21 protein-coding genes and 2 riboswitches are annotated in these 22,313 nt (G+C 67.0%); of the genes, 9 read left to right on the forward strand and 12 right to left on the reverse strand.

The features are described 5' to 3' along the window. Positions 1–51 precede the first annotated feature (51 nt). From ACFQDH_RS15140 to ACFQDH_RS15155, 4 genes are all read left to right on the forward strand, one after another. Positions 52–744, forward strand: a complete 693-nt coding sequence (locus ACFQDH_RS15140; protein WP_382403214.1) for a hypothetical protein — start codon at positions 52–54, stop codon at positions 742–744. A gap of 29 nt (positions 745–773) precedes the next feature. After that, positions 774–1,133 carry a hypothetical protein gene (locus ACFQDH_RS15145; RefSeq protein WP_382403215.1) on the forward strand — a complete coding sequence of 120 codons (360 nt, stop codon included), beginning with the start codon at positions 774–776 and terminating at the stop codon, positions 1,131–1,133. A gap of 208 nt (positions 1,134–1,341) precedes the next feature. Next, positions 1,342–1,512, forward strand: a complete 171-nt coding sequence (locus tag ACFQDH_RS15150; protein ID WP_382403217.1) for a hypothetical protein — start codon at positions 1,342–1,344, stop codon at positions 1,510–1,512. Between the two features lie 102 nt (positions 1,513–1,614). Continuing rightward, on the forward strand, positions 1,615–1,815 hold the full coding sequence (locus ACFQDH_RS15155) for a hypothetical protein (RefSeq protein ID WP_382403219.1): 201 nt from the start codon (positions 1,615–1,617) through the stop codon (positions 1,813–1,815). Here the strand turns inward: ACFQDH_RS15155 and ACFQDH_RS15160 are convergent. Further along, positions 1,809–2,900, reverse strand: coding sequence for an IS630 family transposase (locus ACFQDH_RS15160; RefSeq protein WP_382397973.1), 1,092 nt, complete (start codon positions 2,898–2,900; stop codon positions 1,809–1,811). The two genes, ACFQDH_RS15155 and ACFQDH_RS15160, sit on opposite strands and share 7 nt — an antisense overlap. Positions 2,901–3,572: 672 nt before the next feature. On the opposite strand from ACFQDH_RS15160, the gene ACFQDH_RS15165 reads away from it, so the two are divergent. Genes ACFQDH_RS15165 through ACFQDH_RS15175 form a run of 3 tightly spaced genes read left to right on the forward strand, consistent with a single transcriptional unit; the run spans position 3,573 to position 5,892 of the window. Continuing rightward, complete coding sequence (locus ACFQDH_RS15165) at positions 3,573–4,619, forward strand: DUF4192 domain-containing protein (RefSeq protein ID WP_382403220.1); 1,047 nt, start codon at positions 3,573–3,575, stop codon at positions 4,617–4,619. Further along, positions 4,616–5,218 (forward strand): hypothetical protein, encoded by a 603-nt coding sequence (locus ACFQDH_RS15170; protein ID WP_382403222.1) that lies wholly within the window; start codon positions 4,616–4,618, stop codon positions 5,216–5,218. Before ACFQDH_RS15165 ends, ACFQDH_RS15170 begins: the two co-directional genes overlap by 4 nt. Positions 5,219–5,262: 44 nt before the next feature. After that, on the forward strand, positions 5,263–5,892 hold the full coding sequence (locus ACFQDH_RS15175; protein WP_382403224.1) for a hypothetical protein: 630 nt from the start codon (positions 5,263–5,265) through the stop codon (positions 5,890–5,892). A 277-nt stretch (positions 5,893–6,169) separates the two neighbouring features. Here ACFQDH_RS15175 and ACFQDH_RS15180 read toward each other — a convergent pair whose 3' ends face one another. Genes ACFQDH_RS15180 through ACFQDH_RS15210 form a run of 7 tightly spaced genes read right to left on the reverse strand, consistent with a single transcriptional unit; the run spans position 6,170 to position 14,070 of the window. Beyond that, positions 6,170–6,655, reverse strand: coding sequence for a universal stress protein (locus tag ACFQDH_RS15180; RefSeq protein WP_382403226.1), 486 nt, complete (start codon positions 6,653–6,655; stop codon positions 6,170–6,172). Between the two features lie 18 nt (positions 6,656–6,673). After that, complete coding sequence (locus tag ACFQDH_RS15185) at positions 6,674–8,680, reverse strand: proton-conducting transporter transmembrane domain-containing protein (RefSeq protein WP_382403227.1); 2,007 nt, start codon at positions 8,678–8,680, stop codon at positions 6,674–6,676. After that, entirely contained in the window at positions 8,677–9,453 is a 777-nt protein-coding gene (locus ACFQDH_RS15190) for an NADH-quinone oxidoreductase subunit B family protein (RefSeq protein ID WP_382403228.1), read from the reverse strand. Before ACFQDH_RS15190 ends, ACFQDH_RS15185 begins: the two co-directional genes overlap by 4 nt. Then, entirely contained in the window at positions 9,450–10,952 is a 1,503-nt protein-coding gene (locus ACFQDH_RS15195) for a hydrogenase large subunit (RefSeq protein WP_382403229.1), read from the reverse strand. Before ACFQDH_RS15195 ends, ACFQDH_RS15190 begins: the two co-directional genes overlap by 4 nt. Then, the gene (locus tag ACFQDH_RS15200) at positions 10,939–12,420 is read right to left on the reverse strand and encodes a proton-conducting transporter transmembrane domain-containing protein (protein ID WP_382403230.1); all 1,482 of its coding nucleotides are present in this window, start codon (positions 12,418–12,420) and stop codon (positions 10,939–10,941) included. The genes ACFQDH_RS15195 and ACFQDH_RS15200 overlap by 14 nt, the downstream gene beginning before the upstream one ends. Before the next feature lies 1 nt (position 12,421). Then, a complete protein-coding gene (locus ACFQDH_RS15205) occupies positions 12,422–13,111 on the reverse strand; it encodes a hypothetical protein (RefSeq protein WP_382403231.1) in 690 nt (229 codons plus the stop codon). Then, positions 13,111–14,070 (reverse strand): respiratory chain complex I subunit 1 family protein, encoded by a 960-nt coding sequence (locus tag ACFQDH_RS15210; protein ID WP_382403232.1) that lies wholly within the window; start codon positions 14,068–14,070, stop codon positions 13,111–13,113. Before ACFQDH_RS15210 ends, ACFQDH_RS15205 begins: the two co-directional genes overlap by 1 nt. Before the next feature lie 51 nt (positions 14,071–14,121). Next, positions 14,122–14,195: riboswitch (Fluoride riboswitch) on the reverse strand. Positions 14,196–14,309: 114 nt separating this feature from the next. Between ACFQDH_RS15210 and ACFQDH_RS15215 the strand changes: the two genes are divergently transcribed. Next, a complete protein-coding gene (locus ACFQDH_RS15215) occupies positions 14,310–14,894 on the forward strand; it encodes a histidine phosphatase family protein (RefSeq protein ID WP_382403233.1) in 585 nt (194 codons plus the stop codon). A 27-nt stretch (positions 14,895–14,921) separates the two neighbouring features. Here ACFQDH_RS15215 and eno read toward each other — a convergent pair whose 3' ends face one another. The 4 genes from eno to ACFQDH_RS15235 all read right to left on the reverse strand — a co-directional run bounded on the left by eno (position 14,922) and on the right by ACFQDH_RS15235 (position 21,064). Continuing rightward, positions 14,922–16,202: a phosphopyruvate hydratase gene (gene eno, locus ACFQDH_RS15220; protein ID WP_382403234.1), complete on the reverse strand. Its 1,281-nt coding sequence runs from the start codon at positions 16,200–16,202 to the stop codon at positions 14,922–14,924. Then, positions 16,199–17,818, reverse strand: a complete 1,620-nt coding sequence (locus ACFQDH_RS15225) for a MutS-related protein (protein WP_382403236.1) — start codon at positions 17,816–17,818, stop codon at positions 16,199–16,201. Before ACFQDH_RS15225 ends, eno begins: the two co-directional genes overlap by 4 nt. Beyond that, entirely contained in the window at positions 17,818–19,350 is a 1,533-nt protein-coding gene (locus tag ACFQDH_RS15230; RefSeq protein ID WP_382403237.1) for a MutS-related protein, read from the reverse strand. The genes ACFQDH_RS15225 and ACFQDH_RS15230 overlap by 1 nt, the downstream gene beginning before the upstream one ends. A gap of 20 nt (positions 19,351–19,370) precedes the next feature. Continuing rightward, a riboswitch (Fluoride riboswitch) is annotated at positions 19,371–19,443 on the reverse strand. 397 nt (positions 19,444–19,840) lie between these two features. After that, positions 19,841–21,064, reverse strand: coding sequence for an MFS transporter (locus ACFQDH_RS15235; protein WP_382403239.1), 1,224 nt, complete (start codon positions 21,062–21,064; stop codon positions 19,841–19,843). 225 nt (positions 21,065–21,289) lie between these two features. On the opposite strand from ACFQDH_RS15235, the gene ACFQDH_RS15240 reads away from it, so the two are divergent. Next, entirely contained in the window at positions 21,290–21,901 is a 612-nt protein-coding gene (locus ACFQDH_RS15240; protein ID WP_382403241.1) for a phosphatase PAP2 family protein, read from the forward strand. Positions 21,902–22,313: the final 412 nt, after the last annotated feature.

The following is a 22,313-nucleotide window of genomic DNA, read 5'->3' on the forward strand; positions in this document are numbered from 1 at the left end:
TTTCCGGGAAGGCATCCAAGGGGGCCTGGCTCACCTGAGCGCGCGACACCCGTGACTGGCCTGCGCGGGACCGGCAAGACGGTCATGCTCAACGCCTACGAAGACTTGGCCAAAAGCGAAGGGTGGGTCGTTATCTCCGAGACGGCAACGCCCAACCTGATCGACCGTATTACGCACGAACATCTACCCGAGTTGCTCCAGGATGCCGATCCGCGACAAACCGAGTCACACCTGACGAGCGTCTCCCTGCCAGGGGCTCGGCGCGAGCCGAGACGTCGCCGACCGGCACGCCCCGCGGCCAGACCTGCGGTCCCAGCTGTCACACCTGGCCGACCTTCTCGGAACACAGGGCGGTGGGGTGCTCATCACTGTCGACGAGGTGACCGCAAGGGCCTGCACGACCTACGCGAGCTGGGCACAACGATCCAGCACGCCTTCCGAGAGCAACGCAATGTCGCCTTCGTCGGCGCGGGCCTCCCGTCCGCTGTCGAGGAGCTGCTTTCCGACGAGGTTTCGACGTTCCTGCGCCGCGCGGGCCGCCGGCACCTACGCACGGTCAGCCCGGACGAGGTTGCCGAAGCACTCGCTGTGCCCATCCGCACAGCCGGTCGTGACATCACGCCTGACGCCCTACAGATTGCCGTCGGCTACCCGTTCATGATTCAGCTCGTCGGCCCCGCCACGCCTGGCGAGCAGACAGTGGCGCCGCCGTCATCGACGCTGGGCAAGCCCAACACGGTGTAGATCAAGCCCGCCGTAAGGTCGGCCAGCTCGTGCACGCCAGCGCCTTGGCCGACCTCTCCGATGTCGACCGGACATTCCTGGTGGCCATGGCCCATGACCGGGGGCCGAGTCGCATGGCCGACATCGCGAGTCGTCTCGGAGTCGACGCTGCATACGCCGGCCAGTACCGCATGCGGCTTATCGCAGCGGAAGTGATCGAACCACGAGGGTATGGCCAAGTCGACTTCACCCTGCCGGGGCTGCGTGACTACTTGCTGGAACATGCCGCGAGCAGCCATTGGAGCCGGGATGTCGAATCTCCTGCGGCGCCGAGCCGAGCGCTGCCTGTCGCTGACCATGAGAGGAGACAGATTCCGCGGCCGCCCAACGGCGGCCGCGGTGACGCGTGAACCCTTGAACCGCCAGAGAGGTCGCGCGCCGGCTAGGTCGACGCGGCGTCATCCACAGGGCCCCTGCTCCCGCGAAGGGAGTGGGGCCATTCTTGTAGGCGTCGAACAAAAATGCTAGTGCAAGTGCATCAACAGAGGTGGGATCAGGTTGTCGGTGCCGGAATTGGCCGCCAGGCCCGCCGCATGCTCGTGCAGTGAAAGTGATGCCATGACTAGGCCGCGTCGCTCCAAGATGGCCGCTGACGATCGTGATGCCCACCAAGAGGTCGGGCGGCGCGATGAGCTGTTGGTCGCGGTTGACGAAGCCTCGCCTGTGCCCGTCGAATCAGTCTTCGACCTGCTTGCCCACTTGGACGACCCGAACCGTCGCCCGTCGTGATCATCTCGATCGGTTCTCGGGCAAGCCGTCACCGAGCCGCCGAGTCGGCTCGCCCGCGAACGGGTCGGCCGAGCCACAGTACGGGCGCTGCCAACACCGCAGATGTCACGGCACCTGGGCATATGGCCGAAGCTGGAGACCTGCGGCGGCGCCGCACGCATTGTCGGAAAGTTCGACTGGTCGACGGTGATCCGCACCGACCATGGCGCCGAGACGGCCGTGCGGCGCATCGCTCAGGCGGTGGTCGACGCAACTGCCGCCGACCCGACCCGACCTGGCGCTAGTGGTCCGTCTCGTCATTGATTAACTACTTCCGTGAGCTTGCGGCGTGCGCGGGTGACCTTGGCCAGGATCGACTCGGCGGTCGCGGTCCATACGAACGGAGTCGGATCCTCGTTGTTGGCCTGCAGGTAGTCCTCGATGGCGGCGATCAGATCGGGCACCGAGTTGAAGCTGCCACGCCGGATCGCCTTGACGTCCAGGTCGCGGAACCAGCGTTCGACTTGGTTCAACCAGGACGACGAGGTCGGGATGAAGTGCAGGTGGAACCGCTTGTGCCGCGTCAGCCAACGCTGAACGTCGGCGTGCTTGTGAGTGCTGTAGTTGTCCAGGATCACGTGAATCGCTTGCCCTGTGGGCACTTCAGCGTCGATGACCTTCAGGAACTTCAGGAACTCCTCGTGCCGGTGCCGGTCGAAGCAGCGCCCGGTCACTTCGCCGGTGAGCACGTTCAACGCCGCGAACAAGGTGGTCGTGCCGTTGCGTTTGTAATCGTGAGTCATCGTCGCACCGCGGCCCTTGATCATCGGCAGCGATGCCTGGGTGCGGTCCAGCGCCTGGATCTGGGATTTCTCATCCAGGCACAGCACTACCGCCTTGGCCGGTGGGTTCAGGTACAACCCGACCACGTCGGTCAGCTTCTCCTCGAACCGCGAGTCGTTGCTGACCTTGAACGTGTCGACCCGGTGCGGCTTGATCCCCAGGTCGTGCCAAATACGTTGCACCGTCGCCGAACTCACGCCCGCATGCTTAGCCATCGTGCGGCACGACCAGTGCGTCTGCCCCGCGGGCTTGGTGTGCAATGTGTCGTGCACGATCGCCTTGACCTGCTCCTCGCTGATGCTCGCCTTGCGACCGCGTCCCTGACGGACCTGCCCCAGCTTGGCCAACCCCTCTTCCTCGAACCGCGCCCGCCATGCCCGCACCGTCACCGGCGTCACCCCGACCTCCGCCGAGATTCGTGTGTTAGCAACACCATCCGCCGCCAGCAGCAACACCCTCGCCCGCTGCACCTGCCGATGCGCAGCAGTCTGAGACCGGGACAACTGTTCCAAAGTGGCCCGCTGACTATCCGACAGCAGCAACGGCGGGGCTGCAGGTGCGCTCATGAAGCAAGAATACAGCGAATGCCACTATTTATTTGCGAGACACACCACTAGTGCCGCCTCCGAGCCCGGAGCAGGAACCGGAGCCCGAGTGTGAGGCTGTCGATCGCGACGAAGCGGCGCGGTTCGAACGAGAGCTCCAGCGACTTCGCGGAGGACTTACCAGCGCACGGCAGGAGGTGCGTGAACTACGCGCAGAGCGCCAACAAGGAAACACAGCCAGCTAGCGGCGCCGCTGGCCCCGTCGCATTAGCCGATGAGGAACAGCAGATGCGCATTGAGGTCGAGCAGTCGTAGTTGCGGCAGATTGCGGAGTGTGACCGCGAGCAGTACCCACCTGCGCGGCTACACGTTCGGAGCACCGCGGCGGTGCCCAACTGACCAGCCTGACAACACCTGCGCGTACCGAGCTGCCGTGAATCACACTCCGGGCGCACCACGACTGCTGTGGTGGAAAACGTCGGTGGCACAGACGAATTCGCGTGGCCGGACATCACGAGGACCCAATCCCGAGCCCGAGGAAGGCGTAGACCAGCAGCACCCGCAGATGCGGACCGGGCACGAGACGGCGCGTGCACTTGCACTAGTGCAGGTGCCCGAACCTGCGAACGCCTGGCCGCCGGAGGTCGCCGTCTCGCCTTATGGCCTACAAGAACGTCGTAGAGAGGAACTCTGATGGATGAGCCGCCACTGGTACTCGCCGGACCAGGCGACGTGGTCGCCATGGTGCCGCACGTCATCGGAGCACGCCCGGACGGCTCGGTGGTCGTATTTCCCCTCGACCCGCAGCGGCCGGTGGCGCGTGCTGACATCCCGACGACAAGCGAGAACGACGGCGACGTGGCGCAAGGGCTGGCGACGTCCTTCGAGCGGTTCACCGGTGGACAGGTCCTCGTGCTCGCCTTCACGGATCGACTGGAGCGCGCTACCTCGGTCTGCGACGCCGTCGCCGCCGCGCTCGAACCCGAAACGACAGTTGTTGATCGGATCGCGGCACAGGGGGACTCGTGGCTGCGCTTGGACGACACCCGGCCTGAGACGATCAACCAAGGAACGATCACCCAAGCAGACCGCGACCGCGTCGCCGTGGCGTTCATCGGCAGGGGCGACCGGCAACCCTACGACTCTCTGAGTCAATTGCGTGCGTCCTTCGACCCTGTCGACGAGGACCTGTCTGCGGCGGTGACGGCGTCCGCGGAACGCATGAACCTCGTGGGTGGTTGGGCTCCGGCCGCCGCCGTCGAGCAGCGGTGGATGACGCACAGGATCGAGGCGTTCGTGGCGCGACCGGTGCCGCTGGGCGCGGACGACGCGGCGCGCCTGATCGGCGACGTCCAAATCGTGCCCCTGCGCGATCACGCCCTGGGGCTGATGACCCACGAGGAGTCCGGCGCCCATGCGGCACTTTGGAAGGACCTCCTGACCCGATCTCCCGAGGATGCCTGCACTCCGGTCGCCAACCTGGCGGCATTTGGCGCGTGGCTGCACGGGGACGGAATGGGCGCACGGCTCGCCCTGGAGCGCGTTACGGACCCGGCAAACAGCCTTGCCAGACTGCTCGATACGGCTGTCGAGCGCGGCCTCGACCCGGCCGGCTGGACACCACCAGTGACGGAACCCATAGACGTCCAACAAAGGCCAGGTGGCACGCCTAACCGACACGACCCGCGCCGTGAGCCGCCCCCTCACGAGGGTCCTGACCGAAAAAGGCCACCACGATGAGCCGACGAGCGACACCCGGCGAAACCTACTGGGCACTGATCTCCACCGACGGGCACGAGACCGATAGTCCGTGGGTGACCATCCTCGGCCGCCGTTGGGGCGTAACCGTCGACCCAGAGCCGCATCACGAGTACGGCAGCGTCTACACGAGCCGGGAGCTGGCCACCGAATGGCAGGCGAACCTTCCGGACGGAACGGCAGGTAAGCCGTTGGGGATCGCCCAGGTCGACTATCTGGGTGGCAGCTATTTCAAACGCCACGTCGACGACCTCGAATCACCAGTCGGCGAACAAGTCACGCCGACCGCGACCGATCCGCGCCGGGACATCCCGGTCGCCGGCAGCGACCACTTGCTGTCAGGAACAACCCGAGGCGCTGAGCAAGGAGCAACCATGCAGAACCAGAAACAGGCCGCCGCCGAAGCACGCTTGTGCTCACTCCTCGACGAGGGCGACGAGAACAAGTCCCACTCCGAACCGACTACCGATCAGACCACGGCCCTCGGCTACGTGGTGGACCTGATCTTCCCGACCGAAGACCGCCCTAACGGCTTGAACGTCCAAGCGCGATTGGCCGCTGGGGCACCCGGCGTGCCTTAGGGATGCAAGGAAGCTCCGCGTGACAAGCCCCTGGAGGTGGCTCGATGACCGAGATCACGCAACCAGCAGTGAACTATCCCGACGTGCTGCACATGCCGCCCCGTGATGCGCTACAGCTGGGTGTCGAAGGCCAGGACAGGGAAGCCAACCAGACCCGACTGGTTATCGCCGAACGCATAGTGGGCGAAGCCGACGCAGCCACCGACCGCGCGTACGCAAGCGCTCACTGGATGAACGGGCCCGACGTCCCGCAACCTCGCATTGCGCAAGCTCTGGCCGCGCACGGCGGCGACATGGCTCAAGCAGTCCAAGATCCGCGCATCGTCGAAGGGGTGCGCGACCAGCTCGGGTATCGGCCGCAGTGGGAGGACGTCTACGACTATGAGGACGACATGATCCCCTCCGGCCAACACCTGTTCAACCAGCTCGAAGTCGACGATCGTGCACTGGGCGAAGTCCGAACCGCGATCAACGAGCTACGTGCCGGCGTCTGCGTCGAACCCATCGACGAGCAGCACCTCTTGGCAGCGGCCGGGGTCGAACCCAGGAGCGGTCTCGGGGTCGCCGAGGCTCGCGCGGTGTCCCACGGGAAGGGCGCCGCCGCGGAGCGGCTGGATTTCGCGACGGCGGACCCAACCACCGCTCGGCGACCCGACGACGCACCATCGTTGTAGATCACCGCTGCCCGTAGATCCGATTCAGGTCGGCGCGGACTGGTCGCAGCATCGAGTCCGGAACCCAGCGCCGAACGACTACTGATCGGGTGATTGCTCGATGTCGAACGCCTCGACAACCAGCGCGAACCAGCGGTAGGAGTGGAGAACTGGTGGAGTGCTCAATTCGAACGGTGCGAATTGCTTGCCCTGAGTATCGAAACGGCCGGTATCGCTGAGGGAGTGAGTTGTCGAGCTTCTTCATCGTGAAAGTCGCTTTGGGGTCTGTAGGTCGGATTCACAATTCTTTTGAGTGCTTGCTGACCTGTGACGGCACAACCAGGATCGGCCTGTCTCCGTGGCGGACTAGTTGCTCGGCGACGTTGAGCCCGGCAGGGCCGGCCAGGAAGTGTCCCAGTGCGGCGGCGAGTGCTCGTGCGTGCAGGTGTTGTCCGACGACGATGAGGCCGGCGTCGAGTTGTTCGGCCCGGTGCAGCAGAACGTGCCAGGAGTCGCCGCGTTGCACGTGGTAGTCCCAGTCGTCGCCGGGCAGTTCGACCAGTGATTCTGCGTGGCGTTGCAGCGTTTGGAGTCGTTCGTCGACTTCGTTCTGCCAGTCGGCGAGGTCGGGGTCGATGGGGGTGTCTTCGATGTCGACGATGTGTTCGACGTGCAAGTGCACGTGCAGCGCTGCGGCGAGGCGGGCGGCCTGGATGAGTGCACGGCGGCTGGCGTCGTGGTCGTCGAAGCCGACGACGATGGGGCTGGTGCGGATGTCGATCATCTTTCGTCCTCGCCGGTGTCAGTACCAGAACGTCACGACGCTGATCGCCGCGACGACGGTGAGCAACATGTAGGTCAGGTAGGCGTCCAACCGGCCGGACTGCAGCCGTTGGGCCTGGTGGACGGCACGCATGAGTACGCGCCAGGCGGGCGCGTAGGCGTACCGTTCGACGATTTCGACGACTGTCACTTGCCGCAGCAGCGGGCGGACCATTCCTTCGGTGACCGAGTCGGCCCGGACCGGGTCCTCAGTCGGGGCCGTGTGGTCGGCGCTGACCAGCAGGGTGGCCAGCACGCGGCGCATCGGGTTGGCGAACGAGAACGAGGTGTAGCCGCCTTGTCGTTCGACCCCGGGCGAGCCCGAACTCCACACCGGTGCCTTCCGCACCCGCCACAGGTCTCGCCCGGAGAACAGGACGGTGACTGCCAGCACGACCAGGCACATCAGCGGCAGTTCGATCCACAGCTTGCCTGGCGAGAGCGCGGAGAACCCGGAGTACACCGGTTGGATAACCCAGCCGGGTGCGTTGGCGGCGCGGGCGCTGTCGCCGACGAGCTGGCTCAGGCCGCGCGCGATGGCCGCGAATTCCCAGTGCGCAGCGGCCGACACCGCCAAGCAGAGGAAGCACAACACGCCGACCGCGGTCCGGTAAACCCTTGAGATGTCGGTGCGTGGTGTGGCTTCGGTGCCGGCGGCGTCGCCGTACGCGGTCAGGCCGACGACGCGCACGAAGGTCAGCCCGGCGACCCCAATGGTGAGGGCGACCAGCGACCCAGCGAAGGCCGCGCCGAGCTGGAACGCGAGCGAGTCGGTGCGGAATTGCTGCATCAGGGCTTGCAGGGTCAACCATTCGGAGGCGAAGCCTGCCGTCAACGGCATGCCGGCCAGGGTGAGTGCGCCGATAGTCAACCCAATGCCTGCGGCGGGGAGTCTGCGCCCGATCCCGCGCAGCTCATCCAGGTCCAAGGTTCCGGCGTCGTCGTCGATGGCCATCGTCGCGCAGAACAGCAGGGACTTGCCCAGGGAATGCGCGACGATTTGTGCGGTCGCCGCGACCAGGCCTGCGGCCGCGAGCCGGGGTTGTCCGGAGTTCGCGCCGACCAGGCCCATCCCGAACCCGGCGGCGATGACTCCGGCGTTCTCCACACTCGACCAGGCGATCAGCCGGGCCAGGTTGTCGGCCACGGCCGCTTGCGCGATCCCGAGGATGGCGGTGATCCCGCCGATCAGCAACACCGTGGTGGCCAGCCACGCCGGTGGTGAGCCGAGCACCTGCAGGGTGCGCAACCACCCATAGAAGCCGGCGTTGACGGCTACCCCGGCCAGCAAGGCCCGGGCGGGGGCGGGGGCCGCGGTGTAGGTCGGTGGTAGCCAGATCTGCATCGGGATCAGCCCGACCTTGCAGGCGAACCCGACCAGCAGCAGCAGGTATCCGATGTCGCGGGACGGGCCGGATGCGACGCTCGACCAGCTGGCCATGTCCAGCGAGCCGGAGCCGGTGGACAGCAGCAGCCCGCCGATCAGCAGGGCGGATCCGCTGATTTTGCCGAACGAGGCGGCACGGGTCGCGGCTGCTCCCCGGCCGGGTAGGTGCCGTTCCAGGTTGGTCAGCAAGTAGAAGGTGAAGGTGAGCCCTTCCCAGCCCAGCAGCAACGCGTACAGGTTCGCGGAGGTCAAGACCAGCAGCAGCGCACCCAATAGCGCGGCGACCAGTGCTGGCAGCGACTGCTGCCCGGGCCGGCGGGAGGCGCCGGCTGCCAGGCACAGCGGGGCGGCGAGGCCGAAGCAGATCACCAGCATCATCCCGGACAGGTGATCAGCGGCCAGGGTGACCGGGGCGGGCGCGCCCCAGGGCAGCGACACCTGTTCGGCGTGGCCGGACAGGGCACGGCAGCCGGTGACGACGGTCAGCACGCTGGTCGCGGTCAGGATTACCCATCCGAGGTACTGGGTCCGGTGGTCGTCACGGCGGCGTAGGCAGGTGAGCGCGGCCAGGGCGAATCCGATCAGAGCGGCGACGATCATGGCGCACCCGCCGGGAGGCGCCCGAGGGCGAGCAGGATGCCGTGCAGCAGCGCGAACGGTGGCGCGGGCGCGCCCGGGACGAACACGTCGACTTCGAGCAGCCGTGGTATGCCCATCCCGGGACCGACCAGTCCGCCGCTGATCGCGTCGGTGCCGGTGGCGATCACCACAACCGGGTCGGGCATGGCGGCGCGGGTGCGGGCCAAAGGCAGGATCATGCCGGGGGCGCCGATGCCGGTGATCAGCAGGATGTCGGCGTGGCGCGGGCTGGCGGTGAAGAAGATGCCGAGGCGGTGCACGTCATAGACCGGGTTGAGCAAGGCGCGTACTTCCCATTCGTCGCTACCGTCCGAGCCGGCATCGACATGCCGGATGTGCACCGAGCGCCGCAGCATCGCGGTCCGCTCTGCGACGTCGGCTCGTAGTCGCGGTACGTCGCCATCCGGTGGGGTGTCGGCGATGAGCATGTCGCGGTCGTCGCGGGCGACGTCGTTTCCGGGCTGCCAGGCGAACAGGTCGGGTCGCTGCTGGACGCACCGGCCGCAGGCGATGCACCGGCCGCGATCCAGGGTGATCGTGTCGTTGCCCGGGGCGAAGGTGATCGCGCCGGTCGGGCAGAGGCTTTCGATGGCGCCCGGGTCCGTGGTGATCGCACTGGCGCCGGTCGGGACGGGTGTGACGGGGAACTGGTCGAAGTAGGCGTCGCGGCGGCCTGGCCACGGTGTGGTGACCACGCCGTCGCGCAGGCCCCGCAGGAGCCAGGGCAGTCTCACATCGCCACCCCCGCGTAGCACAGCCCGAAGCTGGCTTCGATGAATCCGAGGTCGGTGAAGACGTCGCCGTGGAACACGTTGTGCATCAGCACCAGGTTGTGGAAGGACGCGCTGCGGGCGAAGCAACGCACCACCCGGCCAGCGTGCAGGGTGACGCTGTAGAGAATTTCACCGGCGGCGGATTCACTGACGCCGAGGTGGTGGCCGTCGGCCGATGGCACCGGAGCTCGCGCCGTGGGGTCGACATGGGCCAGTTGCTGGACGGCTTCCTGGATGAGTTCGCTGGACTGGGCCAGTTCAGTTTCGCGGACGCGCAGTCGTCCGAGCGCGTCGGTCAGGGTGCTGCTCGCGGGCACGAACGGGGTCAGGTCCGGATAGGCGTCATACGGTCGCCAGACCCGGGCATCCAGTTCCACGCCGCTGCCGCGCCCGACCGGGCCGAGGGCGCCGTGCCGGTGGGCCAGTCCCGCGTCCAGACGGCCGGTGGTGCGTAACCGGTCCAGGAACGAGGCGGAGCCGTTCAGAGCGCGCAGGTCGTCGGCGATGCGCGCCTGCAGGGTTCGAATGCGGTACCTGAGCTGTGCGGGGTCGGTGCGCAGCGCCGCGCGCACGCCGCCGGGCACGACCTGACCCCGGCCGAACCGGCTGCCTGTCGCGTCCGACATCAGCCGCATCACTTGTTCCTTGTGCAGCCCGAAACGTGCTGTGCCCACTGCTAATCCGGCGCAGTCGCACAATTGCGTCACCACGTCCAGATGGTTGGCCATGCGTTCCAGCTCGGCTACCACCACGCGTTGCAGCCTGGCCGCGGCGGGCACCGTGACGTCGGTTGCGGTTTCCACGGCGTGCACGAACGCCAGGGCGTGCGCGACCGAGTGCACCCCTTCGACCCGTTCGGCGACCAGCACCGCGTCATCGACGGTGCGTTGCTCGAACCGTTTCGCGATCTGCCGGTGCTTGTAGTGCGGGCGCAGGTTGATCCGCAAAATGTCCTCACCGCCGGTCTCCAGGAGCAGTTCCAGCGACTCCAGCACCCCGGAGCGGACCGGCCCGAACGGCAGGGTGAACACGCCACGGCCGGTCACGTCCACCGGGCCAATGTGCTCCGCGCCAGGAACCGCATCGTGGTCCCTGGCGGGCAGGTCGCTGCCGGGACGCACCGGCCCGAGATCGTCCAGCTGCGGCGCGAGTAGGGGGTCCAGGCGCGGGTGCCCCGCCGGCTCCACCCCGGACAGGTCGTGCAGGGCACGCTCGTACCAGAACGCGGCGGGCACCTGCGGGGTGAGCGCGTCGTAGCGCAGCTCCCGGGGAACCGGTGCCCGCAGGATGAGGAAGCCATCATCACGGCCGATGATCGCGACCAGCTCCGGGTGGCCGTTTTCCTCGGTGGCGTACAGGCCGGCCAGCCGGCCCGGCGACACGCACGCGGCCGTGACCCTACGGTGCAACTCCGCCGCGGTGGCACAGTGCACGGTCTCGTCCTGCTCAACCTGCTCCATGGCCACCCCCGGTCAGCTCGAACGCGGCGTTGTGCAACACCGTGGCCACCGGCCCGGGGACCCACACGCCGATCAGCAACAGAGCCAGCACGCACGCCACCGCCGGCACCACCATGAGAGCGTTCGCCTCATGCCGGGTGCTGGTCGCGTCGGCCGGTCCGGAGGCCACCGACCGGGTGGTGGTGGCGGCCAGCCCGATGAATGCCCCCGTGACCAGGACCACCAGGAGCGCGGCGCTGGCCGTGTGGTGTGCGCTGAATCCGCCTTGGATCACGAGGAATTCGCTGCGGAAGATGCCGAACGGTGGCATCCCGCACAGGGCGAAGATCGCGATCACGAACACCGAAGCGGTCCATGGCATGCGTTCGAACGCGCCGTGGATGCGGGCGAGTCTTTTGGTGCCGAAGCCTTGGACGATCGCGCCGGCCGACAAGAATGCGCCGCCTTTGCCGGCGGCGTGGACCAAGACGTGCAGCATGACCCCGAACAGTGCGATCGGGTTACCGAAGCTGACCCCGATCGCCAGGATGCCCATGTGCTCGACGCTCGAATAGGCCAGCAGCCGCTTGAGATTGCGTTGGTCGAGCAGGTACAGCGCGGCGAGCAACAGGGTCAGGACCCCGAACACCAGGAGGACTCCGCCCGCGAAGCCGGCACCGACCGCGGCTGCCGTGACCTGGTAGAACCGCAGGATCGCGTAGAAGCTGACTGCCAGCAACGATCCGGACAACAACGCGGACAGCGGCGTTGGCGCCTCGGCGTGTGCGTCCGGTAACCAGGTGTGCACCGGAAAGAGTCCGACCTTGGTGCCGAAGCCGATCACGGCCAGCACGAACGCGAGCCGCACCGGGGTGGCGGGCAATTGCCCGGCGTGCGCGAGCAACTGCGGGAACGACAGGTCATAGGACTCGCCCAACACCTGGGCTCCGGCGTAATACATGAATATCGTTGCCAGCAGGGCGATCCCGAGGCCGCAGGATGCGATGAGCACGTATTTCCAGGCCGCCTCGGCAGCCGCTTCGGTGTCATCGATGGCGACCAGGACGGCCGAGACGATGGTGGTGACTTCGACACCGACCCACACCAGGGCCAGTCCGTTGACCGACGGCGCGAACAGCATCGCCCACACGAACAGGTTGATCCCCAGCAAGAATCGGCGCTGATACCGCAGCCCGGCGCGTGGGGTGCGCTGCGCCAGTTCGGCGCGCAGGTATCCGGCGGTGTAGACCGCGACCACGGCATACAGGAACGACGTCCCGAGCAGGAACACCATGGACACCGCATCCACCCGCAGAAACCCGACGCCGATGGCGCCCCGCCCGACCGAGGTCCACATCGACGCCACCAGCGCGCACGAGGCCAGACCGGCGGCGATGGTGACCGCGTGCCCGGCCCACCCACGCAGCGTGGCAGAGAGGCCGGCCGCGGCCAGCGGTATCAGCAGCAACGCGATCAGGCACCCGGTCATGTCAGTCCCGCAGCGAGGTCAGGTCGGCGGTGGACAACGACTCCGCGTGCCGGTGGTGGGTGCGCATCAGGATCCCGAAGACCACCACGGCCACCAGCAGGTCGAACAGGAACGCCACCTCCAGGATCAGCGGCATCCCGGCCGCGACAACGAGACTGGCCAGCGAGACACCGTTCTCCAGGGAGAAGAACCCGATGGACTGGCTGATCACGTCCCGGCGCACGATCATCAGCACGAACGAGACCAGCACCACCGCAACCGCCAGGCTCAACGCGGCACTGGGCAGCACGGGCGAATGAATGTGCAACGCGCCGACGGCAAAGAACCCGAACGTGGCGACGCCGATGGACACGATCACCTCGCTGGCCACCCCTAGGACGCCGCTGCCGGCGATCTCGGTCGCCGAGTCACGCATCATCCGAGAGATCACCCACGGCACCAGCACCGCTTTGAGCGCGAACGAAATCACCGCCAGCACATACAGTTCGGGCAGGGACCGGCCGTGCGCGATAACCGCGGCCAGGATGCTGACAACGGTCGACTGCGCCGCGTACAACCGGACCTGCGCGCGCAGTAGGGCAGAGCGCAGCATCAGGAATTCCAGCAGCAGCACGATCATGGCGATCGTGCTGGCCGTCCCTTCAAAGACTGTCGGCGCCATCACGACACCGGTGCTGCCGGTGAGGCACATCAGCCACCGCCCAGGAACAGGGTGCAGACAGCGAAGATCGCCAGCAGGAATGCGGCGGCGGCGAATTCGGTGATCTTGAACAGCCGCAGTTTGGCGAAGCTGTTGTCCAGGGCGGCGATCAGCAGACCCAGTAGCACCGACTTGCCGATCAGTGCGCCGGCGGCGCCGAGCACCGGCAGAAGATGGGTGCCCGATGACATGCCCCAGGGCGCGGCGAAGATGTTCAGCAGGATGGTGAACAACACCAGCTGTTTGATCATCGAGCCCCAGTGCAACAACGCCAGATAGGGGCCGGAGTGCTCGAACGGGCGGGCGGTCTCGATCATCCCGAGCTCGTTGGTGCCGGTATGGGTCTCGATCGGGATGCGGGCGGTCTCGTACAAGATCACCATCAGCAGCGCCCCGGTCGCCAGCAGGTGCGAGGGGCGCACGACTTGGGCCGGGCCGCTGCGCACGGTCTCTCCGAGCGCGTACGGCAGATCGGTGGCGGTCACCGCGGCGACCGTGAAAAACACCATCAGCAAGACCGGTTCGGTGATGGCGCCGAATGTCTTGGCGCGACTGGCGCCCAGTTGCGCGTACGGGTCGCCGGTCTCGGTCGCGGCGACCGCCACCAGGAAGCTGGCAAACGACAGCAGGAAGCCGCCGCCGAGGATGTCGCCCATGGTCGCCAACGGCAGCGGATAGGTGGTCAGCACCGGGATGAGCATCGGCACCGTCAGGTAGCTGGCGATGGCGATCACCGGTGCCGCCAGGAACAACCAGCCGGACCCGATGGGTGCTACGGATTCCTTGCGGAACATTTTGTGCAGGTCGTAGAACGGTTGCAGCACCCGAGGTCCCCGTCGCCCCTGCATCCGGGCCTCGACCGTGGCGATCACGCCGCTGACGACGGGCGCGCCGAGACCGACGGTGAGGACTTGACCCGCCTGAATCGCCGACAGCGGGAGGCCGCTCATGCTCGGCGGGACGCGATCAGGGCAATTGGGCGCACCACACCTCCCAGCAGCAGCTTGGAAGGGGCTATTAGCCGGGTCGGCGGTTCGGGCCGCGGGCCCAGGCGAGCTCCATCGCCCTTCGGTGCGGGCCCCATGCAAGCAGCGGCGCCACCGCCGGTCAAGTACTTCCGTCGGCGCGTCGGTCGGCGTACGGTGCTGCACGCCAACGCTGATCGCAAGGCAGGACGGAACCAGGTGTGATGGCTGAGTCGAAGGATGAATGGTGCCGCCTCATCCTGGCCCGGCACGGGCAAACCGTGCTGAACGCCAACGGTGAGTTGCGCGGGCACCTGGACCCGGACCTGGACGACGTGGGCCGGCGGCAGGTCGCGGCCCTCGCCGAAGCGCTCAGTGTGTATGACGTGCAGGTAGTGCGACACAGTCCCTTGCTGCGGGCACGCCGCACAGCCGAAGCGATCGCCGCCGCCGCCGACACCACCGCCGAAGCCGACGAGCGGCTGATGGACCGCGACTACGGGCAGTGGGCCGGCCACCCCAAGGCCGCAGTGATCGCCCAGTGGGGGTCGCTGGACGCGGCCCCCGGTGTGGAGCCCGCCGAGGATGTTCTCGCCCGCGCTGCTGCCGCGCTGGACGCGTATGCCGACCAGCCAGGGGTGGTGCTGGTCGCCCACGACGCGGTCAACCAACTGCTGCTGGGCCACCTGGACACGTCCCTGACCGTACCGCCGCGACAGCGAACCGCCTGCTGGAACGTGTTGCAACACAACAAGACTCAGGGATGGCGCATCCTGGAGATGGACAAGGTGGCCGCAGCCGACAGTTGAGTCCCGTTGAGTGACTGCCATCGCTGTTCAGTCCGCCCACCAATGGGCATACCGCAACTCGGGATGCAACTTCTGCAGCCGGGTAAGCCGGTTGTACTTGGCTACCCGCTCACCCCGGGCGGGCGCGCCCGCTTTGAGCTGGCCGGTCCCGGCGCCCACGGCCAGGTCAGCGATGAACGTGTCCAGTGTTTCCCCGGACCGGTGCGACACCATGGTGCGGAATCCCACCTCCTGTGCGGCCCGTAACGCCTCAAGCGTCTGGGTGACCGTGCCGACCTGATTCGGTTTGATCAGTGCGGCGTTCGCGATCCCCTCCTTGGCGCCGACACGGATGCGCTGCGCGTCGGTGACGAAGATGTCATCACCCAGGATCTGCACCGTCGAGCCCAGCCGATCCACGATGTCGCGCCACGCGTCCCGGTCCGACTCATCGAACGGGTCCTCGATGCTCCAGATCGGATAGTTCGCCGCCAGGTGGACATACCGCTCCAGCAGGTCGTCGGCGGACCGCCAGCGGCCGTGTAGCCGGTAGTACTTACCGTCATAGAAGCTATTCGCTGCGGCGTCCAGCGCCAGCCGGACGTTAAGTCCCGGTGACAGGCCGGCGCGTTCGATACTCCGGACCAAAACGTCCAGCACCTGGTTCTCGTCGTCGGTGTCCGGGGCGAACCCGCCCTCGTCGCCGACGCCAAGCGCGCCGAACCGGGACCGCAGCTCGCTCTCCAGCGCGGCGTAAATCTCGGCACCCATCTGGATGGCATCGGAGATGGTCCTCGCCCCGGTGGGGGCGATGAGGAACTCCTGGAACGCCAGATCATTGGCGGCGTGCGCGCCACCGTTGACCACGTTGAAGTGCGGCACCGGCATCACCGGTGTCGTTCCCAACTGCTCGGATACCCACTGGTGCAACGGGATTCGTTGCTGGTGCGCGAACGCGCGGGCGCAGGCGATGGAGACCGCGACCGCGGTGTTGGCGCCGATCTTCGCGAAATTTCCGGTGCCGTCCAATGCGGCGAGTGTGCCATCGATCTGATCCAGGGTCGTCCAGGCCTTCTCGGTCAGGACCGGCTCGATCTGACTGTCGACGAACGTCATTGCCTTGGTGACGCCGAGCCCGCGAAAGTCGGTGCCGCCGTCGCGCAGTTCACGCGCTTCGTGCTCGCCAGTCGAGGCGCCCGACGGTGCGCTGCCGAAGAAGCTCAGCCCGTCGGCGGTGACCACCTCGACCTGCAGAGTGGGATGGCCGCGAGAGTCCAGAATCTGCTCCGCGCTGACACCGGTGAGTCGCACGTCCTGGTTCGTTGTCATCGTGACCTCTTCGCTGGGCTCGGTAGGGGAATGGTGGTATCTGAGTGATCGTGACGGGATGTAACCGGTTGCGGTTCTTGACGTTCCGTGTCCGGACCGTCACCGGTTAAGGAGCTGTCCAGTGGTGTGCCGAACACCGTGCGGTACACGTCGCCGCCGAAGCTGGTGGGCAGCGGCGGCGCTTCGAGCAGCTGGAAGGGGCGCTCACCGCCAGCGCCGCGTTCGGCCCGCAGAAACACCGACGGACGTGAGTCGTCGAACAGTTGCTTGGCCAGGGTGAACAGGTGCGTCACCAACAGGACGGTGACGCCGCTGTCGACCAGGGCGGTGAGCACGTCGAAGCCGATGTCGGAGGCCTCCTGCTCGTTGGTGGAGGCGAACGACTCGTTGGCCAGCAGCATCCCGCCCGGTGCTACCGCACCGGTGATCCTGCTCATCCGCTCCAGTTCCTCGTCGAACTTGCCGTGCACCATGGCGGTGTCCTCCTCACGCTTGAAGTGGGTGAAAACGCCTGTGCAGACGGCAAACCGGAACCGGTCGGCGGCCACGAACATGCCCGCCTGAGCCATCAGCTGGGCCACTCCGACCGCCCGCAGCGTCGTGGACTTGCCGCCCCTGTTGGCGCCGGTGAACACCACCAGGCGTGCCCGGCTGGCAGCGACCGTCACCGGCACCGGTGCGCGTTCGCTCTGCACCGCAAGCGGTACATCCCGCAGCGCGGTCGCGTTCAGTTCACGGACGTCGCCCGTGCAGACGTCCGGCACGCACGTCGGTACCTCAAGCTCGCGCAAGACACCTTGCAACCGGACGCAGCCGAGGTAGAAGGCCACTTCGCGTTGCAGGCAGGTCAGGAAGCCCAGAATGTGTGTTGCCGAGGTGTCGGCGGCGTGGGAGACCTGAGTGAGGCTGCGGTCGCGGAACTCAGCGAACGCTTCCATCCCTGCCTGGTCGCGGTCGGCGATCGTGTAGGAGAACGTGGGTTTGCGCAGCCGCGGCCGCCGCCCGATCAGCCAGTTGCCCGACGTGCGCGCCAGCAGCGGCCGCATCCTGGACACCGCATCGTTTCGATCCAGCTGCGCCGACACCAGCAGGCCGTGCGCCAGTTCCAGCTCTCTCACCTGCTCTCTGGCCTCGTGCAAGTAGGGGTCATCGAGCTGGTCGGCCAGCACGGCGCACATGCCGCGCACGGCGTCCGACCTGGCGGCCGCGCTGAGTGCGTCGGTCACCTGCCGTACCCGGGCGACCGCGTCCAGCAGTCGTTTGAGGACCTCCACGGACCGGCGCAGGGTGGATTCCGGTCGCAGTCGGAACGTGCTGCGGTAGATCTTCTTCTCATCAGCGATCGCCTCGGTGGCGATCGTGTACAGCTGCGCGAACTCGGCAGCATGGGCGATCGCGTCGGCCAGCACCGCCTGCCGGTGGCGCACGATCTGCGGTGTCGTGTCGTTGGCGGTCAGGACCTGCGCACATACCGCGTACGTCAACGCGTCCTTGCCGGCCATCGCGCTCAGCACGGTGGGCAGCTCCAGATCAGCGACCAGGTCGGCCAGCAGCGGCGGCATGCTCTCAGCGGGCGCGCCCAGGTCCCGGTCGGGAAACAGCAAGTGGGGGCGCATCAGCTGACCGCCTGACGAATGTCGTCATACGTCAGCTGATGGCGGCGCGCGATCGCAGCCGCGTGCACCTTGCCGTCCGCACGTTTGCGCACCACCTTGAACGTGCGCACCGCGTCGTCGTCGGGATCGGTGGTGCTCATCATGCTCACCACGTGCTGGTCCAGTCGGGTCAGCCCGTCCACGAAGGTCACGTACACGCCGAGGGCACCGGTGTCGATCACCTGCCGCAAGATCGTCGCGCCCAGCACGTAGGCATCGGCCAGGGACGTCGAGCCGAACGTCTCGTTGAAAACGATGACGCTGTCGCCGGTCGCGTTCTCCAACAGTGCTCTGGCGCGGCGCAGTTCGTCCTCCAGCTTGCCCGCCAGGGTTTCGATGCTCTCGGCCCGCTCGAAATGCGTGTAGACCGCGTCCGGCAGGAACAGTGCCGCTTGTGCGGCCGGAACCGGTAACCCGAGGGAGGCCAGGTAGTGCAGTTGCCCGAACATCCTGGCGGTGGTGGTCTTGCCGCCCTGGTTCGGCCCGGAGATCGCCAGGATCTGCTCGGGTGGGGTTAACTCGAAATCATTGGTCACACACCGCTGTTCGTCGGTGGCGCGCTGGTTCGCCAGCGCGACATCGCAGCCGGCGACGACCCGCTCGGCGCGATTGTCACGAGACAGCCGGGGCAGCGTCCACCGCACGCCGGCCGGCTTCAACACGCGCATGAAATCCAGCCAGTGCACGTAGAAGGCTGCCTCGCGTTCAGCGTCCAGCCACCACTGGGGAAGGAAACCGGCATGCGCGCGATGGAAGGCCGCAACATCGGTGAACAGGGTCGGGAACAGTTGGCCGAGCAGGTGCAGCACCGCCGCCTCGACACGATCCAGCTGGTGCGCGCTCCGGCCCTGGTCCTGATCCTCGATCCGGCCGGGAGCCGCGAACCGCGCGAACGTCTCCAGCACCGAACCGGCGAAATCCGGTTCGTCACCGGGCGGTGCGACGATGATCTTGCCCGCGTGGGTGTGGACCACGAACCGTAGGTCGTCCAGCCCCTGCTCCAGCCGCGCGGCTTCGTCCCGCAGCGCCGCGAACTCGGCACTGCGTCGGTATTCGGTCAATCGATCGCGCAACCCGAGCAGCCCGGCCGAATGCACCGGTGCCGCATCCAAGCCGTTGCTCGCCGCGACCACCGCCGCGCAATGGGCGGACACGGCACCCAGGAACCACCGGTCTGCCTGCAACGCGTCATACAGCTTCTCGGCCAGCCGCTCCCGCACGGCCGCGGCATCGGTCACGAACGACCGGATCACATCCGCCGTGGCAGCGGCTTCGAGATCGCTGAAAACCGCATGCCGGTGACCGACCACGGCCAAGTCGTCACTCGGGCACTCGAAGAACTCATCGAACCGGTACTGCTCGGCACCCGCGCAGATCGACGCGAACACCTGGTCCAAGTTCAGATCGCCCAGGGTGCCCTCGGGCGGGCGGCGATCAAGCTCAGCCGCGCCAGGCGGCAATGGATAAAGCAGCGTAGAGCGATTGCGGAGCATGGGCGTAGCTCACCTTCGTATCGATCGAAGGTGCCATCAGCCACGAGGGCGGTTTGCGAAACTTCGCCGGCGGACTCCATCGCCGCCTTCACTGTAATGCATGAAATGCAGCGTGGCACCCACCGCTCACTCGGCCGTGTCTCTTCTCAACACGGCGATGCAGCTCGCCGTGAGTGCGCGGTCGCCGGTGCCTGCATGACGCGGATAGCGCTGCTGGTCCATGCAGACAGCGTGTAAAGGGAGGTGCAGAAAAGCATCAATGGCCAGCGGCCGTGGTGCTTCACACATCTCGTGTTCACCTGCTCGAAGCTTGCGCAAAATGGTCTTCGCCGGGCAGTGAACGAACCTCCGGGCAAGCGTGAAACCCGGTTACGAGCCGCATCAGTCGACCTTAATGTCACCCCGGTTGGATTGCAGATCGGCGACTCCAGTGATTCGTTCTCTCGCGGACGCAGTTCACTCCCGTGCGAGTGTTGTCGACCGGGGACTTCTAACCATTGCCCGCTGCGGCCAACCGTCGGCGAGTCAGCACCAGCAATGGGAGGGCGGCGAGCTGGACGAGGGCGGAGATCACGGCCAGCGCCATTAGGGACGTGTCGTAAAGCACGCCGAGCAGGACGCTGCCGGCGAACCACGCGACGCCGAATCCGGTGTCGAACAGCCCGAAGGCCGAGGCGCGCCGGTCGGCGGGCACGATGGTGGTTAGCACTGCCTTGATGATCGACTCCTGCGCGGCCATACCCAGACCCCAGGCAAGGATCCCGATCACGGCCAGCGGCAAGCTGCCGAGGAAGACCAGCGGTGCGTATGCGGCGGTCAGGACCGTCACGACGAGCACGGACCGCAGACCGACCCGGTCGAACACCTTGCCCAGGACCAGTGCGGCCACTGCTTCGGCGGCCATTGCCACGGCATACAGCACCGGTGCGACCGTGGAACCGACCATGCGCTCTTCGCTGAAATGCAAGGCGATCAGCGGCCAGTCGGCGTAGCCGACCGCGATCAAGCCCATGGCGGCCAGGTAGAGCCAGAACGCCGGCGGGCGCGGTGCGCTGTCGGTCGGCGGGGCGGGTGCCTCAGACTCCAGGTCCGCGGGGTTGGGGAACTGCCGCCAGGTGAACACCAACGAGAGCAGGGTCAGTGCGGCGGGGATGCCGAGCCAGGCGAAGGCAGACCGGTCACTTCCGTGCAACCACAGGACAAAGCTGACCACCAGCGGGCCGACCATCGCGCCACCGGCATCGAGCGCCTCGCGCACGCCGAACGCCCAGCCGCCGCCGAGTCGGTGTGCCGCGTGTGCGGTCATCGCGTCCCGGGTCGGGATGCGGATCGCCCGCCCGGCCCGTTCTGTGACGATCAGGGCCGCGGCGACCGGCCAGTTGCCGGATATCGCGAGCAATGGCACCACGGCCATCTGCAGGGTGTACCCAAAGAACGCGATCGCCCAATACCTGCCCGTGCGATCGGCCGCCCGCCCCGCGAACCAACGCAACCCGTAGCCGAGCAGCTCGCCGCCCCCGGCGACGACCGAGACGACCAGGCCGCTGGCCCCCAGCGAACCGAGGAAGGGACCGGTGATGCTGCGGGCGCCCTCGTGCGTCATGTCAGAGAAGGCGCTGACGACCCCGATCAGCAGCACGAACCGCAACGCGGCGCGCCGGGCCAGCAATGGATGCGGACGAATAGGCACCGGCCGATCGGCGGGATCCTGCACGGTGGCACCTCCGCACTCCATGCGGCGCACGATCGCACGCCGCCGGTTCGAAGGTAGCGCTCCCGACCCGGGAACGGTGGCAACGTCGTCATGCGCACCGCAGCCGTTCACCACGAGCTCTCAGGACCCTCTCAGCCAGGAAAGGATTAGCTGGCAGCTCGACGCGCCCAGTCGGGCACACCGAACGAAAGGCCACACCTACCCATGGTTTCGGAAGCACTGACGATGTCGACGTACGACGGGGCGCGCATCGACGGTTCGCTCTTCCGGGACGTCACCCAGTTCGCGCGACACACCCACTGGCTCAACGCGGCCGCGGAAGCCTGGACCACCTACAGCATCGGCCTGTTCGTCATCTTGCTGCTGGTGGGCTGGTGGATTTCCCGCCCGCACGGGGACCGGCAGATGACGGCGGCCCTGGTCGCACCAATCGGTGTCGCAGTGGCATTCCTGGTGACCGAAGTGATCAAGAACCAGATCGGCGAGCTGCGCCCCTGCCGCTCCGTACCACACGCGTTCATCGTCGAAACGTGCCCTGCACCAACGGATTACGCCATGCCGAGCGGACACACCACGTTCGCAGCCGCTGTCGCGGTCGCACTCTTCTTCGTGAACCGACGACTCGGCGTCATCGCCGCACTACTGGCGATCCTCGAAGCCATTAGCCGGGTATATGTCGGCGCGCACTACCCGCACGACGTCATCGCCGCCATGGTCGTCGCGGTGGTCGTCGTGCCGATCACGAGTCCGCTGCTGTCTCGTCTCCTGCAACGGGTCGTCGGCAGAGCACGTCGCGGATCCTTGCATGGGCTGCTATCAACCCGCGGCGTCGGCTGAGGACGCCGAACGGGATCACGCACCACAGCTGACGGCACTGGACCGCCACGAATTCCAGGCCCGGGTAAAGCTGAGTCCGGCTTTGCACGGTGCTTCCTTTCGCGGCGACGTAGTCGGGTATCGGGCCTATAGCAGTTCGCGAGGCGTCTGCGGGCATCATCACCTCGGCAGAGCCTGTCATCGGTGTGACGGCACCTCGCAGGCAGCCCAAGGTGCCGCCGGCCCACTGCCGCCAGCGGTCCGCGGTGCTGGTGGCGATACCGAGCAGGCCTGCCAGGACCGCGGGCGGCAACTCACGGGCCAGGGTCAGCAAGGTCGTGTTGCGGGCGTGGCGGCAACGGATCCCTGCCTGGCGCCGTTCGCTGATGAGTCTCAATTCGAGTTGTTTCTCGGGTCACGCCCGGGAAACAGC

The sequence above is a fragment of the Flexivirga alba genome (assembly GCF_042661025.1).
Lineage (GTDB): Bacteria > Actinomycetota > Actinomycetes > Actinomycetales > Dermatophilaceae > Flexivirga > Flexivirga alba.